Annotated in this window: 28 protein-coding genes; all 28 read left to right on the forward strand. The window is 63.5% G+C overall.

The annotated features are described in order from the left end of the window. Nucleotides 1-190, forward strand: a 190-nt coding sequence (locus tag ACFOHJ_RS15475; RefSeq protein WP_449224167.1) for an EF-Tu C-terminal domain-related protein, incomplete at its 5' end; no start/stop codon positions are given. A 73-nt stretch (nt 191-263) separates the two neighbouring features. Continuing rightward, on the forward strand, nt 264-572 hold the full coding sequence (gene rpsJ, locus ACFOHJ_RS15480) for a 30S ribosomal protein S10 (RefSeq protein WP_006205468.1): 309 nt from the start codon (nt 264-266) through the stop codon (nt 570-572). A 75-nt stretch (nt 573-647) separates the two neighbouring features. Next, a complete protein-coding gene (rplC, locus tag ACFOHJ_RS15485; protein WP_378221979.1) occupies nt 648-1,361 on the forward strand; it encodes a 50S ribosomal protein L3 in 714 nt (237 codons plus the stop codon). Then, nucleotides 1,361-1,981: a 50S ribosomal protein L4 gene (gene rplD / locus ACFOHJ_RS15490; RefSeq protein WP_378221980.1), complete on the forward strand. Its 621-nt coding sequence runs from the start codon at nt 1,361-1,363 to the stop codon at nt 1,979-1,981. The genes rplC and rplD overlap by 1 nt, the downstream gene beginning before the upstream one ends. Continuing rightward, nucleotides 1,978-2,271 carry a 50S ribosomal protein L23 gene (locus ACFOHJ_RS15495; protein WP_378221982.1) on the forward strand — a complete coding sequence of 98 codons (294 nt, stop codon included), beginning with the start codon at nt 1,978-1,980 and terminating at the stop codon, nt 2,269-2,271. Before rplD ends, ACFOHJ_RS15495 begins: the two co-directional genes overlap by 4 nt. Before the next feature lie 22 nt (nt 2,272-2,293). Then, nucleotides 2,294-3,127, forward strand: coding sequence for a 50S ribosomal protein L2 (gene rplB / locus ACFOHJ_RS15500; protein WP_378221984.1), 834 nt, complete (start codon nt 2,294-2,296; stop codon nt 3,125-3,127). A gap of 16 nt (nt 3,128-3,143) precedes the next feature. Continuing rightward, nucleotides 3,144-3,422 carry a 30S ribosomal protein S19 gene (gene rpsS / locus ACFOHJ_RS15505; protein ID WP_378221985.1) on the forward strand — a complete coding sequence of 93 codons (279 nt, stop codon included), beginning with the start codon at nt 3,144-3,146 and terminating at the stop codon, nt 3,420-3,422. Between the two features lie 2 nt (nt 3,423-3,424). After that, complete coding sequence (gene rplV / locus ACFOHJ_RS15510) at nt 3,425-3,814, forward strand: 50S ribosomal protein L22 (protein WP_378221987.1); 390 nt, start codon at nt 3,425-3,427, stop codon at nt 3,812-3,814. Beyond that, nucleotides 3,814-4,527 (forward strand): 30S ribosomal protein S3, encoded by a 714-nt coding sequence (gene rpsC, locus ACFOHJ_RS15515; protein ID WP_378221988.1) that lies wholly within the window; start codon nt 3,814-3,816, stop codon nt 4,525-4,527. The genes rplV and rpsC overlap by 1 nt, the downstream gene beginning before the upstream one ends. A gap of 29 nt (nt 4,528-4,556) precedes the next feature. Further along, nucleotides 4,557-4,970, forward strand: coding sequence for a 50S ribosomal protein L16 (gene rplP / locus ACFOHJ_RS15520; protein WP_378221990.1), 414 nt, complete (start codon nt 4,557-4,559; stop codon nt 4,968-4,970). Nucleotides 4,971-4,981: 11 nt separating this feature from the next. Beyond that, nucleotides 4,982-5,182, forward strand: coding sequence for a 50S ribosomal protein L29 (gene rpmC, locus ACFOHJ_RS15525; protein ID WP_378221992.1), 201 nt, complete (start codon nt 4,982-4,984; stop codon nt 5,180-5,182). An 11-nt stretch (nt 5,183-5,193) separates the two neighbouring features. Further along, the gene (gene rpsQ / locus ACFOHJ_RS15530; protein ID WP_378221994.1) at nt 5,194-5,433 is read left to right on the forward strand and encodes a 30S ribosomal protein S17; all 240 of its coding nucleotides are present in this window, start codon (nt 5,194-5,196) and stop codon (nt 5,431-5,433) included. Nucleotides 5,434-5,509: 76 nt separating this feature from the next. Next, nucleotides 5,510-5,878 carry a 50S ribosomal protein L14 gene (gene rplN / locus ACFOHJ_RS15535; protein ID WP_024924768.1) on the forward strand — a complete coding sequence of 123 codons (369 nt, stop codon included), beginning with the start codon at nt 5,510-5,512 and terminating at the stop codon, nt 5,876-5,878. Between the two features lie 12 nt (nt 5,879-5,890). Then, nucleotides 5,891-6,205: a 50S ribosomal protein L24 gene (gene rplX / locus ACFOHJ_RS15540; RefSeq protein ID WP_378221996.1), complete on the forward strand. Its 315-nt coding sequence runs from the start codon at nt 5,891-5,893 to the stop codon at nt 6,203-6,205. Then, nucleotides 6,198-6,770 carry a 50S ribosomal protein L5 gene (rplE, locus tag ACFOHJ_RS15545; RefSeq protein ID WP_378221997.1) on the forward strand — a complete coding sequence of 191 codons (573 nt, stop codon included), beginning with the start codon at nt 6,198-6,200 and terminating at the stop codon, nt 6,768-6,770. Before rplX ends, rplE begins: the two co-directional genes overlap by 8 nt. A 26-nt stretch (nt 6,771-6,796) precedes the next feature. Next, nucleotides 6,797-7,102 carry a 30S ribosomal protein S14 gene (gene rpsN / locus ACFOHJ_RS15550; RefSeq protein WP_378221999.1) on the forward strand — a complete coding sequence of 102 codons (306 nt, stop codon included), beginning with the start codon at nt 6,797-6,799 and terminating at the stop codon, nt 7,100-7,102. Between the two features lie 12 nt (nt 7,103-7,114). Beyond that, a complete protein-coding gene (gene rpsH / locus ACFOHJ_RS15555) occupies nt 7,115-7,513 on the forward strand; it encodes a 30S ribosomal protein S8 (protein ID WP_378222001.1) in 399 nt (132 codons plus the stop codon). 118 nt (nt 7,514-7,631) lie between these two features. Further along, a complete protein-coding gene (gene rplF / locus ACFOHJ_RS15560) occupies nt 7,632-8,165 on the forward strand; it encodes a 50S ribosomal protein L6 (RefSeq protein ID WP_378222003.1) in 534 nt (177 codons plus the stop codon). Nucleotides 8,166-8,291: 126 nt separating this feature from the next. Then, entirely contained in the window at nt 8,292-8,651 is a 360-nt protein-coding gene (gene rplR, locus ACFOHJ_RS15565) for a 50S ribosomal protein L18 (RefSeq protein WP_378222005.1), read from the forward strand. 144 nt (nt 8,652-8,795) lie between these two features. Next, nucleotides 8,796-9,359, forward strand: coding sequence for a 30S ribosomal protein S5 (rpsE, locus tag ACFOHJ_RS15570; protein WP_378222007.1), 564 nt, complete (start codon nt 8,796-8,798; stop codon nt 9,357-9,359). Between the two features lie 24 nt (nt 9,360-9,383). Next, nucleotides 9,384-9,581 (forward strand): 50S ribosomal protein L30, encoded by a 198-nt coding sequence (gene rpmD, locus ACFOHJ_RS15575; protein WP_378222009.1) that lies wholly within the window; start codon nt 9,384-9,386, stop codon nt 9,579-9,581. Nucleotides 9,582-9,603: 22 nt separating this feature from the next. After that, nucleotides 9,604-10,077, forward strand: a complete 474-nt coding sequence (gene rplO, locus ACFOHJ_RS15580; RefSeq protein WP_378222010.1) for a 50S ribosomal protein L15 — start codon at nt 9,604-9,606, stop codon at nt 10,075-10,077. A gap of 132 nt (nt 10,078-10,209) precedes the next feature. Further along, the gene (secY, locus tag ACFOHJ_RS15585; protein ID WP_378222012.1) at nt 10,210-11,550 is read left to right on the forward strand and encodes a preprotein translocase subunit SecY; all 1,341 of its coding nucleotides are present in this window, start codon (nt 10,210-10,212) and stop codon (nt 11,548-11,550) included. Next, a complete protein-coding gene (locus ACFOHJ_RS15590) occupies nt 11,547-12,140 on the forward strand; it encodes an adenylate kinase (RefSeq protein ID WP_378222013.1) in 594 nt (197 codons plus the stop codon). The genes secY and ACFOHJ_RS15590 overlap by 4 nt, the downstream gene beginning before the upstream one ends. 186 nt (nt 12,141-12,326) lie before the next feature. Next, a complete protein-coding gene (gene rpsM / locus ACFOHJ_RS15595; protein WP_378222015.1) occupies nt 12,327-12,695 on the forward strand; it encodes a 30S ribosomal protein S13 in 369 nt (122 codons plus the stop codon). A gap of 157 nt (nt 12,696-12,852) precedes the next feature. Beyond that, the gene (gene rpsK / locus ACFOHJ_RS15600; RefSeq protein WP_378222016.1) at nt 12,853-13,242 is read left to right on the forward strand and encodes a 30S ribosomal protein S11; all 390 of its coding nucleotides are present in this window, start codon (nt 12,853-12,855) and stop codon (nt 13,240-13,242) included. Between the two features lie 100 nt (nt 13,243-13,342). Next, nucleotides 13,343-14,353 (forward strand): DNA-directed RNA polymerase subunit alpha, encoded by a 1,011-nt coding sequence (locus tag ACFOHJ_RS15605; protein ID WP_378222018.1) that lies wholly within the window; start codon nt 13,343-13,345, stop codon nt 14,351-14,353. Nucleotides 14,354-14,458: 105 nt separating this feature from the next. After that, nucleotides 14,459-14,884 carry a 50S ribosomal protein L17 gene (gene rplQ / locus ACFOHJ_RS15610; protein WP_378222019.1) on the forward strand — a complete coding sequence of 142 codons (426 nt, stop codon included), beginning with the start codon at nt 14,459-14,461 and terminating at the stop codon, nt 14,882-14,884. Nucleotides 14,885-14,935 lie beyond the last annotated feature (51 nt).

The raw sequence follows: 14,935 nt of genomic DNA on the forward strand, positions 1-14,935 counted from the left end.
CTTCCGCACGACGGACGTGACGGGCGTGGTGACGCTGCCGGAAGGCACCGAGATGGTGATGCCGGGCGACAACATCACGGTCGACGTGGAACTGATCGTGCCGATCGCCATGGAGGAGAAGCTGCGCTTCGCCATCCGTGAAGGCGGCCGCACCGTCGGCGCCGGCATCGTCGCATCCATCAAAGAGTAAGAAGAAGACTTAAGCGATCTGTCGTCGGCGCGGCTCAAATTGTCCGCGCCGCGCCGGAACAAGGAATGACTAAATGAACGGACAGAATATCCGCATCCGCCTCAAGGCGTTTGACCACCGGGTGCTCGATGCTTCGACCCGCGAAATCGTGTCGACGGCCAAGCGCACGGGCGCAAATGTCCGCGGCCCCATTCCGCTGCCGACGCGGATCGAGAAGTTCACGGTCAACCGCTCGCCCCACGTCGACAAGAAGAGCCGCGAGCAGTTCGAGATGCGCACCCACAAGCGGCTGCTCGACATCGTCGATCCGACGCCGCAGACCGTCGACGCTCTCATGAAGCTCGACCTGGCCGCCGGCGTCGACGTCGAGATCAAGCTCTAGGACCCGACAGGGAACCTTGAAAAGACATGAGCCTAAGGCGACAGGCCGATGGCTCCTCTGAAGGAAGATGAACCGATGCGTTCAGGTGTGATTGCAAAGAAGGTGGGAATGACCCGCATCTATAACGATGCAGGCGAGCATGTCCCCGTCACCGTTCTCCACATGGAGAACTGCCAGGTCGTTGCCCAGCGCACGCAGGAGAAGAATGGCTACACCGCCGTTCAGCTCGGCGTCGGCCTTGCCAAGGTAAAGAACACGACGAAGGCGATGCGCGGGCATTTCGCCACCGCTTCGGTCGAGCCCAAGGCGAAGGTCGCGGAGTTCCGCGTTTCGGCCGACAACATGATCGATGTCGGCTCCGAGATCACCGTCGAGCACTTCGTCGCCGGCCAGAAGGTCGACGTGACGGGCACGACGATCGGCAAGGGCTTCCAGGGCGTCATCAAGCGCCACCATTTCGGTTCGGGCCGCGCTTCGCACGGTAACTCGCTGTCGCACCGCATTCACGGTTCGACCGGCCAGCGCCAGGATCCGGGCAAGGTGTTCAAGGGCAAGAAGATGGCCGGCCACCTGGGTTCGGTCCGCGTGACCACCCAGAACGTCGAGATCGTTTCGACCGACCTCGACCGCGGCCTGATCCTGATCCGTGGCGCCGTCCCCGGTTCCGCCGGTTCGTGGATTTATGTACGCGACGCCGTGAAGGCTCCGCTGCCGGCCAATGCGCCGAAGCCGGCGGGCATCCGCGTGGCGAAGAAGGAAGAAGCCCCGGCCACCGAGGGAGCGGAATAATGGACATCAAGATCACGACGCTTGCCGGCAAGGACGCCGGCAAGGTGGAGCTTTCCGAGGCGATTTTCGGCCTCGACCCGCGCGAGGACATCCTGCAGCGCGTCGTGCGCTGGCAGCTGGCCAAGCGCCAGCAGGGCACGCATCAGGCCAAGGGCCGCGCCGACATCGCGCGTACCGGCTCCAAGATGTACAAGCAGAAGGGTACGGGCCGCGCCCGTCACTCTTCGGCCCGCGCTCCGCAGTTTCGCGGCGGTGGCAAGGCGCACGGCCCGGTCGTGCGCAGCCATGAGCACGACCTGCCGAAGAAGGTCCGCGCGCTCGGCCTCAAGCACGCGCTGTCGGCCAAGGCCAAGACGTCGAGCCTGATCGTCATCGACGACCTGAAGCTCGCCGAGGCCAAGACCAAGGCGCTGGTCGCCAACCTGGCGGCGCTCGGCCTCACCAACGCACTGGTGATCGGTGGCGCCGAGCTCGACCAGAACTTCAAGCTGGCGGCGACCAACATTCCCAACATCGACGTGCTGCCGATCCAGGGCATCAACGTCTACGACATCATGCGCCGCGGCACGCTGGTCCTTTCCAAGGCCGCCGTCGAGGCTCTCGAGGAGCGCTTCAAATGACCGACCTTCGTCACTACGACGTGATCGTTTCTCCCGCGATCACCGAAAAGTCGACCATGGCTTCCGAGCAGAACCAGGTGGTCTTCAACGTCGCCAAGAAGGCGACGAAGCCGGAGATCAAGGCCGCCGTCGAGGCGCTGTTCGGCGTCAAGGTGACGGCGGTCAACACGCTGGTTCGCAAGGGCAAGGTCAAGCGCTTCCGTGGCACGATCGGCCGCCAGGGCGACGTCAAGAAGGCGGTGGTGACCCTGGTCGACGGTCAGTCGATCGACGTCGCGACGGGCCTGTGAACGGGGCCGCGAGGATAAGAAAATGGCATTGAAGCATTTCAACCCGATTACGCCGAGCACCCGCCAGCTGGTCATCGTCGACCGCTCGGGTCTCTACAAGGGCAAGCCCGTCAAGGGCCTGACCGAGGGCCTGACCAAGTCCGGCGGCCGCAACAACTACGGTCGCATCACGGCCCGCTTCATCGGCGGCGGTCACAAGCGTTCGTACCGCATCATCGACTTCAAGCGTCGCAAGTTCGACGTCGTCGGCACGGTCGAGCGTCTCGAGTACGACCCGAACCGGTCGGCCTTCATCGCGCTGATCAAGTATGAGGACGGCGAGCTGTCCTACATCATCGCGCCGCAGCGCCTGGCCCCTGGCGACAAGGTCGTCGCCGGCGAGTCCGTCGACGTCAAGCCGGGCAACGCGATGCCGCTTTCGGCGATGCCGGTGGGCACCATCGTCCACAACATCGAGCTGAAGCCGGGCAAGGGCGCCCAGGTGGCCCGTTCGGCCGGTACCTATGCCCAGCTGGTCGGTCGCGACCAGGGCATGGCGATCCTGCGGCTTTCCTCCGGAGAGCAGCGCGTCGTGCACGGCTCCTGCCTGGCGACGGTCGGCGCGGTGTCCAATGCCGACCACGGCAACATCAACGACGGCAAGGCCGGACGCACGGTCTGGCGCGGCAAGCGCCCGCACAACCGCGGCGTCGTGATGAACCCGGTCGACCACCCGCATGGCGGCGGTGAAGGCCGCACCTCCGGCGGCCGCCATCCGGTGACCCCGTGGGGCAAGCCCACCAAGGGCAAGAAGACGCGGTCCAACAAGGCGACCGACAAGTTCATCCTGCGCTCGCGTCATCAGCGCAAGAGCTAACAAGAGGTAGGCCCAAGTGACTCGTTCTATTTGGAAAGGCCCCTTTATCGACGGCTTCCTTCTGAAGAAGGCAGACAAGGTTCGTGAAGGCGGTCGCAATGAGGTGATCAAGATGTGGAGCCGCCGTTCCACCATCCTGCCGCAGTTCGTCGGCCTCACCTTCGGCGTCTATAACGGCCAGAAGCATGTTCCGGTCTCGGTGAACGAGGACATGGTCGGGCACAAGTTCGGTGAGTTCGCTCCGACCCGGACCTACTACGGTCATGGTGCGGATAAGAAAGCGAAGAGGAAATAATCATGGGCAAGGCCAAAGCTCCGCGCAGGCTTGCTGACAACGAAGCGCGCGCCGTCCTGCGCACGATCCGTATCAGCCCGCAGAAGCTCAACCTGGTTGCCGCGCTGATCCGCGGCAAGAAGGTTGCGGCGGCGCTCAACGATCTCGAATTCTCGGCCAAGCGGATTTCCGGCACCGTCAAGAAGACGCTGGAATCGGCGATCGCCAACGCGGAAAACAACCACGACCTCGACGTCGATGCCCTGGTGGTGGCGGAAGCCTATGTCGGCAAATCGATCGTCATGAAGCGTTTCCACGCCCGTGGCCGCGGTCGTGCCAGCCGCGTCGAGAAGCCGTTCTCGCACCTCACGATCGTCGTTCGTGAAGTCGAAGAAAAAGGGGAGGCCGCATAATGGGCCAGAAAATCAATCCGATCGGTCTTCGCCTCGGCATCAACCGGACCTGGGATTCGCGCTGGTACGCGAACACCGGCGACTACGGCAAGCTGCTGCATGAGGACCTGAAGATCCGCGAGTACCTGGAAAAGGAACTCAAGCAGGCGGCGATCTCCAAGATCGTCATCGAGCGTCCGCACAAGAAGTGCCGCGTCACCATCCATGCCGCGCGTCCGGGCCTGATCATCGGCAAGAAGGGCGCGGACATCGAGAAGCTTCGCAAGAAGCTGATGGAGATGACGCAGTCCGAGACGCACCTCAACATCGTCGAGGTGCGCAAGCCGGAGACCGACGCGACGCTGATCGCGCAGTCGATCGCCCAGCAGCTCGAGCGCCGTATCGCGTTCCGCCGCGCCATGAAGCGCGCCGTCCAGTCGGCGATGCGCCTGGGCGCCGAAGGCATCCGCATCAACTGCGGCGGCCGTCTCGGCGGCGCGGAAATCGCGCGCATGGAGTGGTACCGCGAGGGCCGCGTGCCGCTGCACACGCTGCGCGCCGACGTCGACTACGGCACGGCCGAAGCCAACACCGCCTACGGTATCTGCGGCGTCAAGGTCTGGGTGTTCAAGGGCGAGATCCTCGAGCATGACCCGATGGCCTCCGAGCGCCGCGCGACCGAGGGCGATCACGCCGGCGACCGCGGTGGCAGCCGCCGCCGCGAGAACGCCTGAGCGGATTTTGAGAATCTGGAGTAGATAAGATGCTGCAACCGAAGCGCACGAAGTTCCGCAAGCAGTTCAAGGGTCGCATTCACGGCGCTGCCAAGGGCGGCACCGACCTGAATTTCGGCGGCTTCGGGCTGAAGGCGCTGGAGCCGAACCGCGTTACCGCGCGTGAGATCGAGGCGGCCCGCCGCGCGATCACCCGCGAGATGAAGCGCGCCGGCCGCGTGTGGATCCGCATTTTCCCGGATCTGCCGGTGACCTCGAAGCCGACCGAAGTCCGCATGGGCAAGGGCAAGGGCGCGGTGGACTACTGGGCCGCTCGCGTCAAGCCGGGTCGCATCATGTTCGAGATCGACGGCGTTCCGGAAGAGACGGCGCGTGAGGCGCTGCGCCTCGGCGCCGCCAAGCTGTCGGTCAGGACGCGCTTCGTTCAGCGCATTGCGGAATAAGGATCAAGATCATGAAAGCCGACGATCTCCGCGCCAAGACGCAGGATCAGCTTACCGATGAACTGGCGAGCCTGAAGAAGGAGCAGTTCAACCTGCGCTTCCAGAAGGCGACCGGCCAGCTCGAAAAGACCGCGCGCGTCAAGGAAGTCCGCAGGGACATCGCGCGTATCAAGACCATCGCGGCGGAAAAATCCGCTGCCAAGAAGGCTTAAGGACGAAGATCATGCCAAAGCGCATTCTGCAGGGCACCGTCGTCAGCGACAAGAACGAGAAGACGGTCGTTGTCAAAGTCGAACGGCGCTTCACGCATCCCGTTATGAAGAAGGTTGTTCGTATGTCCAAGCGCTACAAGGCGCATGACGAGAACAACGCACACAAGGTCGGCGACCAGGTGTTCATCCAGGAGTCGGCGCCGATCTCCAAGGACAAGCGCTGGGTCGTGGTCGAGAGCGACCAGGCCTGAGCAGAGACGAATTTCAGACAGACTGGGGGAGGGCGTGAACCGCCCGCTCCGTTAGAAAAGAAGAAGGCGGCCAGTCATGATTCAGATGCAAACAAACCTCGACGTGGCGGATAATTCCGGCGCACGTCGTGTCATGTGCATCAAGGTGCTGGGCGGCTCGAAGCGGAAGTACGCCTCCGTCGGCGACATCATCGTGGTGTCGATCAAGGAAGCCATTCCGCGCGGGCGCGTCAAGAAGGGCGATGTGATGAAGGCGGTCGTGGTCCGCACGGCCAAGGACATCCGCCGCCCCGACGGCAGCGTGATCCGTTTCGACAAGAACGCGGCCGTTCTCGTCGACAACAAGAAAGAGCCGGTCGGCACGCGTATCTTCGGACCGGTTCCGCGCGAACTGCGCGCCAAGAACCACATGAAGATCATCTCGCTCGCGCCTGAAGTGCTGTAAGGGAACCGACCAATGCAAAAGATCCGTAAAGGCGACAAGGTCGTCGTCCTGGCCGGCAAGGACAAGGGCCGTACCGGCGAAGTCCTTTCGGTGCAGCCGAAGGAAGACACCGCGCTGGTGCGCGGCGTCAACCTGATCCGCCGCCACCAGAAGCAGACCCAGTCCCAAGAGGGCGGGATCATCACCAAGGAAGCGCCGATCCACCTTTCGAACATCGCGATCGCCGACCCCAAGGACGGCAAGCCGACCCGCGTCGGCTTCAAGTTCGAGAAGGACGGCAAGAAGGTGCGCGTCGCCAAGCGCTCAGGAGAAGTCATCAATGGCTAAGGCAGCACAGGCAGAAGCCAAGAACACGCCGCGGCTGAAGAAGGTCTATAACGAGACCATCCGCAAGGCGATGATGGAGCAGTTCAAGTACGACAACGAGATGCAGATTCCGCGCATCGACAAGATCGTGCTGAACATGGGCGTCGGCGAAGCCACGGCGGACTCGAAGAAGCCTTCGGTCGCGGCCGAGGACCTCGCGCTGATCACCGGCCAGAAGGCCGTCGTGACCCGTGCGCGCAAGTCGATCGCCGGCTTCAAGGTGCGCGAGCACATGCCGATCGGCGCCAAGGTCACGCTGCGCCAGGAGCGCATGTACGAGTTCCTGGATCGCCTGGTCAACATCGCGCTGCCGCGCGTTCGCGACTTCCGCGGCCTGAACCCCAAGAGCTTTGACGGCCGTGGCAATTACGCCATGGGCATCAAGGAGCACATCGTGTTCCCGGAGATCAACTACGACAAGGTCGATCAGGTCTGGGGCATGGACGTCATCGTATGTACGACGGCGAAGACGGACGACGAAGCCAGGGCTCTGCTCAAGGCTTTCAACTTCCCCTTCCGCCAGTAACGGCAGCGAGCAAAGGAAAATCTGAAATGGCAAAGACCAGCTCAGTCGAAAAGAACAAGCACCGCCGCAAGCTCGTGGACCAGTACGCCGCGCGCCGGGCCGCCCTGAAGGCGATCATCATGGATCAGTCCAAGCCGATGGACGAGCGCTTCCGCGCCCAGCTGAAGCTTTCGGCGCTGCCGCGCAACTCGGCCAAGATCCGCATCCGCAATCGCTGCGAAGTGACCGGGCGTCCGCGCTCCTACTATCGCAAGCTCAAGGTTTCGCGTATCGCGCTTCGCGATCTCGGCAATAACGGCCAGATCCCGGGCCTGGTCAAGTCGAGCTGGTAAGGAGGACACGAGATGTCATTGAGCGATCCTATCGGCGATATGCTGACCCGCATCCGCAACGCCTATGGCCGCAAGAAGTCGAGCGTTTCGACGCCGGCCTCGCGGCTGCGCGCCCGCGTCCTCGACGTGCTGAAGTCCGAAGGCTATATCCGCGACTACAGCCAGACCGATTTCGATAACGGCAAGTCCGAGATCAACATCGAGCTGAAGTATTTCGACGGCTCGCCGGTGGTGCGTGAAATCGCCCGCGTTTCGAAGCCTGGCCGCCGCGTCTACGTTTCGGCCAAGTCCATCCCGCAGGTAGCCAACGGGCTCGGCATCGCCATTCTTTCGACCCCGAAGGGTGTGATGGCCGATCACGAGGCCCGCGAACAGAATGTCGGCGGCGAAGTTCTCTGCCAGGTATTCTAAGGGTGAATGGTCAATGGTGAGCAGGGAAGGGTGACAGACCAGGTGCCAAGCGGCCCTTCGTCCATTCACCCTTTTACCGCCCGCCATTTGCGAAGACTAAGGAAAGAGGAGACACCAAATGTCTCGTATTGGTAAGAAGCCCGTATCTGTTCCGCAGGGCGTGACCGCGAGCGTCGACGGCCAGACCGTGACGGCCAAGGGTCCGAAGGGCGAGCTGAAGTTCGTCGTGAACGACGAGGTGCTGGTCAAGATGGAGAACGGCGAGATCGCCGTCCAGCCGCGCGACCAGTCCAAGGAAGCCCGCTCCAAGTGGGGCATGTCGCGCACGCAGATCGTCAACATCCTGACGGGCGTGAAGGACGGCTTCGAGCGCAAGCTCGAGATCAGCGGCGTTGGCTACCGTGCGGCGATGCAGGGCAAGAACCTGCAGCTTTCGCTCGGCTTCAGCCATGAAGTTGTGTACCAGACGCCGGAAGGCATCACCATCGCCACGCCGAAGCCCACCGAAATCACCGTTTCGGGCATCGACAAGCAGAAGGTGGGTCAGGTTGCCGCGGAAATCCGCGAGTATCGCGAACCCGAGCCCTACAAGGGCAAGGGCGTGCGCTACGAGGGCGAGAAGATCGTCCGCAAGGAAGGCAAGAAGAAGTAAGACAGCGAGGGGCAGGGCGATACGTATTCGTCCGCACCCTCGGGATTTCAACGCCACGGGGCATTGTCGCGGGAGCTTCGGCTACCGCATAGGGCAAGCCCCGGTTCATGAAGGCAGAAGACTACTATGGCATCCAAAGAGACCACCCAGCGCCGCTCGGCGCGCGTTCGCCGCCAGCTCAAGAGCGTCGCCAACGGCCGTCCGCGCCTGTCGGTGCACCGCACCTCGAAGAACATCTACGTCCAGCTGATCGACGACGCGAAGGGCCAGACGCTGGCCGCCGCGTCGACCCTGGAAAAGGATTTCAAGGCCGGCAAGAAGACCGGGGCCGACACCGCCGCCGCCGCCGCCATCGGCAAGCTGATCGCCGATCGCGCTATCAAGGCCGGCGTCAAGGACGTCGTGTTCGACCGCGGCGCCTACATCTATCACGGCCGCGTCAAGGCCCTGGCCGAAGCCGCCCGCGAGGGTGGCCTGAACTTCTAAGCGACTGATCGGGCGGTGGTCGGCGCAGATTCGCCGACTTTCGCGCCCGATCGTTCAAGAGGCATTTGATTTCGCCGCCGGTGCCCGCTAAGAGGACCGGCATTCAGTAACCCGTGCTTCCGGAAAAGAACAAGGAACTAGGATATGGCACAGGAACCCAGGGGCCGCGAACGCGGCCGGGACCGCGAAGAGCGTGACGACGGCATCGTCGACAAGCTCGTTCACATCAACCGCGTCGCCAAGGTGGTGAAGGGCGGCCGTCGCTTCGGCTTCGCCGCGCTCGTCGTCGTCGGCGACCAGAAGGGCCGGGTCGGTTTCGGCCATGGCAAGGCGCGCGAAGTGCCGGAAGCCATCCGCAAGGCGACCGAATCGGCCAAGCGCGACATGATCTTCGTGCCGCTGCGCTCCGGCCGCACGCTGCACCACGACGTGGAAGGGCGCTGGGGCGCCGGCCGCGTTCTCCTGCGCTCGGCCAAGGTCGGTACCGGCATCATCGCCGGCGGCCCGATGCGCGCCGTGTTCGAGACGCTCGGCATGCATGACGTCGTCGCCAAGTCGATGGGTTCCTCGAACCCGTACAACATGGTTCGCGCCACCTTCGACGCGCTGAAGAACCAGATGCATCCGAAGGATGTGGCTGCCGCGCGCGGCATCAAGTATTCGACGCTTCAGGCCCGCCGCGGCAGTGCCGTAGCGGCTGAAGAATAGTCGGCGCTGACAAGGACCAGGACCATGGCCAAGAAAGCAGGAAAGACCATCACCGTTGAGCAGATCGGCTCGCCGATCCGCCGGCCCAAAGAGCAGCGCGCGACGCTGGTCGGCCTCGGCCTCAACAAGATGCACAGGAAAAGCACGCTGGAGGATACGCCCTCCGTGCGCGGCATGATTGCAGCCGTTCAGCACCTCGTCCGCGTCGTGGACGAGGCTTGAGCCGGCGCGCAGGAGAACGACCATGAAACTCAACGAACTGCGTGACAACGAAGGCGCGACCCCGTCCAAGAAGCGCGTCGGTCGCGGCATCGGCTCGGGCAAGGGCAAGACCGGCGGCCGCGGCGTCAAGGGCCAGAAGTCCCGCTCCGGCGTGGCGATCAACGGCTTCGAGGGCGGCCAGATGCCGCTCTACCGCCGCCTGCCCAAGCGCGGCTTCAACAACATCTTCGCCAAGAGCTTCGCGACCGTGTCGCTCGGCCGCGTGCAGGCGGCGATCGATGCCAAGAAGCTCGACGCCAAGGAGACGGTGAATGCCGAGGCGCTGGTCAAGGCCGGCGTGCTGCGCCGCGCCAAGGACGGCGTGCGCGTGCTTTCGGACGGCGAGCTCAAGGCCAAGCTTTCCTTCGACGTCGCCGGCGCTTCCAAGGCCGCGATCGAGAAGATCGAGAAGGCCGGCGGTTCGGTCAAGCTGCCCGAACAGGCCGCCGCCGAGTAACGTTTTTCCGTAGGCGGCCGCGTCATCGCGGCCGCTTGCATCTTTGGCACGCGGAGCCTATCTCGGTGGCTTCGGTGTCACGCATCGCCCTGACCTGCGGGCCCCTGAGCGTGACCAAGCGGAGAATCACGCATGGCTTCGGCTGCTGAACAACTAGCCTCCAATCTCAATTTCGCGGCCTTCGCCAAGGCCGAAGACCTGAAGAAGCGCATCTGGTTCACGCTGGGTGCGCTGTTCGTCTATCGGCTCGGCACCTATATCCCGCTGCCCGGCATCAACCCGGAGGCGTTCGCGCAGGCGTTCCAGCAGCAGAGCGGCGGCGTGCTCGGCATGTTCAACATGTTCGCCGGCGGCGCCGTGGAGCGCATGGCGATCTTCGCGCTCGGCGTGATGCCCTATATTTCCGCGTCCATCATCATGCAGCTCATGACGTCGGTCATTCCGTCGCTCGAGGCGCTGAAGAAGGAAGGCGAGCAGGGCCGCAAGATCATCAACCAGTACACGCGCTACGGCACCGTGCTCCTGGCGATCGTGCAGTCCTACGGCATCGCCGTCGGCCTATCGAGCGGCAACAACATCGTCACCAATCCCGGGCCGTTCTTCGAGATCTCGGCCGTCATCAGCCTGACCGGCGGCACCATGTTCCTGATGTGGCTCGGCGAGCAGATCACGGCGCGCGGCATCGGCAACGGCGTTTCGCTGATCATCTTCGCCGGCATCGTCGCCGGCATGCCGGCGGCGCTCAGCGGCACGCTGGAACTTGGCCGCACCGGCGCGCTGCCGACCAGCCTGTTGCTGGCGATCCTCGTGCTCGCCGTCGCGGTGATCATGCTGATGGTGTTCATGGAGCGCGCCCAGCGTCGGCTCCTGATCCAGTATCCGAAGCGCCAGGTCGGCAACCGCATGTTCCAGGGCGATACCTCGCACCTGCCGCTGAAGCTGAACACCTCGGGCGTCATCCCGCCGATCTTCGCTTCCTCGCTGCTGCTCCTGCCGGCGACGCTGGCGGGCTTTTCCGACAGCACGAACCTGCCGTCCTGGGTGCAGACCATCCTCACCACCTTCGGTCACGGCCAGCCACTCTACATGATCTTCTACGGCGGCATGATCGCGTTCTTCACCTTCTTCTACACGGCCATCGTCTTCAATCCGAAGGAAACGGCCGACCAGTTGAAGAAGCACTCCGGCTTCATCCCGGGCTACCGTCCGGGCGAACGCACCGCAGACTATATCGACTACGTGCTCACGCGCATCACCGTAGTCGGCGCCATTTACCTGGTGGCGGTGTGTCTGCTGCCGGAATACCTCATCTCGGCCACTGGCATCCCCTTCTACCTTGGTGGCACTTCGCTTTTGATCGTGGTCAGTGTTACGCTCGATACCGTGGCGCAACTTCAGGGCCACCTGGTTGCCCATCAGTATGAGGGCCTGATCAAGAAATCGAAGCTGCGCGGGGGTAAGAGAAACAGATGAGGCTGATATTGCTCGGACCGCCCGGAGCGGGCAAAGGGACGCAGGCGCAGCGGCTGGTCGAGAAGCACGGCATTCCGCAACTGTCGACCGGCGACATGCTGCGGGCGGCGGTGAAGGCCGGAACCGAAGTCGGCAAGCGCGCCAAGGCGATCATGGATGCCGGCGGGCTGGTGTCGGACGAGATCGTCAACCAGATCGTCTCCGACCGGGTCGGCGAGCCGGATGCCGCACGCGGCTTCATCCTCGACGGATTTCCGCGCACCGTGCCGCAGGCCGAGGCGCTGACGCGCATCCTGGCCGGCAAGGGGCAGGAACTCGACGCGGTCATCGAGCTCAAGGTCGACGAGAACGCCCTGCTCAAGCGCATGGAAAAGCGCGTGGCCGACACCAAGGCCGCCGGCGGGCAGGTGAGGGCGGACGATAATCCCGAGTCGTTCAAGAAGCGCCTCGATGAGTATCGCGAGAAGACCGCGCCGCTGTCGAAGTACTATGCCGGCACCGGCCAACTGAAGACGGTGGACGGCATGGCGGACATGGATACGGTCACCGCCGAGATCGAGAAGCTGGTCGCCGCTGCGGTGAACGCTTAACAGACACTTGACAGCGCCGCCCCTGCGGAGTATGGCGGCGCGTCTCCCTATCAGGCATGAAGCTTGCCTGTCCGAAAGGACGGGTTATTCGCATTGAATACGGAACACCCGCAAGGGCCGGCCTCCACCGGACGCGGGGCCTCTTGAAAAGCGCCGGCGCTGTCCGGCCCACATGGAGAAGTAGATATGGCTCGTATAGCCGGCGTCAACATTCCGACCAACAAGCGCGTCGTCATCGCGCTTCAGTACATCCACGGCATCGGCAAGAAATTTGCCCAGGAGATCGTCGAGAAGGTCGGTATCCCGGCCGAGCGTCGCGTCAACCAGCTTACCGACGCCGAAATCCTGCAGATCCGCGAAACCATCGACCGCGACTACCAGGTCGAGGGCGACCTGCGCCGCGAAGTCTCGATGAACATCAAGCGCCTGATGGACCTCGGCTGCTACCGCGGCCTGCGCCATCGCCGCTCGCTGCCGGTGCGCGGCCAGCGCACGCATACCAATGCGCGCACCCGCAAGGGTCCGGCCAAGGCGATCGCCGGCAAGAAGAAGTAATTCAAGGGAATATGGAAGTAGGGGAGTAAGGGAGTCTGTACGACGCTGCGGCCTGCCGCGACGCAAGCATACTTCCCTGCTCACCTGTTCCCTTACTCCCTTCCCAGGTGTAGCCGCTGGCGTTACGGCGGCGTAGATATCAGTTGAAAGGACCATTATGGCCAAGGAAGTCACACGCGTTCGTCGCCGCGAGCGCAAGAATATCTCGTCGGGTGTCGCCCACGTCAACTCGACCTTCAACAACACGATGATCACCATTTCCGACGCGCAGGGCAATGCGATTGCCTGGTCGTCGGCCGGCGCCCAGGGCTTCAAGGGTTCGCGCAAGTCGACCCCGTTCGCCGCCCAGATGGCAGCCGAGGATTGCGCCAAGAAGGCGCAGGAGCACGGCATGCGCACCCTCGAGGTCGAGGTTTGCGGACCGGGTTCGGGCCGTGAGTCGGCGCTGCGCGCGCTGCAGGCCGCCGGCTTCACCATCACCTCGATCCGCGACGTGACGCCGATCCCGCACAATGGCTGCCGCCCGCGCAAGAAGCGCCGGGTCTGATATCTTTTCGAACTGCCGGATGAGCGCCACGAGCGCTCATCCGTAATTTCCAGGTCGCCCGTCACGATTGGATGGTGGCGGGCAAGCAAGGGAAGAAAAAATGATCCAGAAAAACTGGCAGGAACTGATCAAGCCCAACAAGATCGAGTTCTCGTCGAAGGGCAAGACGCTGACCACGCTGGTGGCCGAGCCGCTTGAGCGGGGCTTCGGCCTGACGCTTGGCAACGCGCTGCGCCGCGTGCTCCTGTCTTCGCTGCGGGGTGCTGCCGTCACCGCCGTGCAGATCGACGGCGTTCTGCATGAATTCTCCTCGATCGCCGGCGTGCGCGAGGACGTGACCGACATCGTGCTCAACATCAAGGAAATCGCCATCAAGATGGAAGGCGACGGCCCCAAGCGTATGGTCGTGCGCAAGCAGGGTCCGGGCGCCGTTCTGGCAGGCGACATCCAGACGGTCGGCGACGTCGAGATCCTCAACCCCGACCACGTCATCTGCACGCTGGACGAGGGCGCGGAAATCCGCATGGAATTCACGGTCGACACCGGCAAGGGCTATGTGCCGGCCGAGCGCAACCGCGCCGAAGACGCGCCGATCGGCCTGATCCCGGTCGATTCGCTCTACTCGCCGGTCCGCAAGGTGTCCTACAAGGTCGAGAACACCCGCGAGGGCCAGGTCCTCGACTACGACAAGCTGACCATGGCCATCGAGACCAACGGTTCGATCTCGGGCGAGGACGCGGTGGCTTTCGCCGCCCGCATCCTGCAGGACCAGCTCGGCCTCTTCGTCAATTTCGAGGAGCCGCAGAAGGCGCAGGCCGAAGAGCAGGTCACCGAGCTTGCCTTCAATCCGGCGCTGCTCAAGAAGGTCGACGAGCTCGAGCTTTCGGTGCGTTCGGCCAACTGCCTGAAGAACGACAACATCGTCTATATCGGCGACCTGATCCAGAAGACGGAAGCCGAGATGCTGCGCACGCCGAACTTCGGCCGCAAGTCGCTCAACGAGATCAAGGAAGTGCTGGCGGCCATGGGCCTGCACCTCGGCATGGAAGTGCCGGATTGGCCGCCGGAGAACATCGAGGACCTCGCCAAGCGGTACGAGGACCAGTACTGAACCTGAATAGAGCATGGTGCCAAGGACCGGCGCGCCGGTCCGACGGCCATGCGGAAAACCATCAGAGGCCGTGGCCTCTTGAACAGATAAAGAAGGAAAAGAGCCATGCGCCACGGTTTTAAAGGCCGCCGCTTCTCCCGCAGCATCAGCCATCGCAAGTCGATGTTCGCCAACCTCGCCGTGTCGCTCATCGAGCACGAGCAGATCGTCACCACCCTGCCGAAGGCGAAGGACCTGCGTCCGATCGTCGAGAAGCTGGTGACGCTCGGCAAGCGCGGCGACCTGCACGCCCGCCGCCAGGTGATCGCACAGATCGGCAACGAAGACGTCGTCAAGCGCCTGTTCGACACCGTGGCTCCGCGCTACGCCACCCGCAACGGCGGCTATCTGCGCATCATGAAGGCCGGCTTCCGCAAGGGCGACAACGCTCCGATGGCCGTCATCGAATTCGTGGACCGCGACACCTCGGCCAAGGGCGCTGCCGACCGCGCCCGCCTCGAAGCCGAGGCCAGCGAGGAAGCTGCCGCGTAAGTTTCCGGCACTTCCGGATCGATCGAAAGGGGCCTTCGTGGCCCCTTTTTG

This window comes from Aquamicrobium soli (assembly GCF_042646345.1).
In the GTDB taxonomy this organism is placed as follows: Bacteria; Pseudomonadota; Alphaproteobacteria; order Rhizobiales; family Rhizobiaceae; genus Mesorhizobium; species Mesorhizobium soli_A.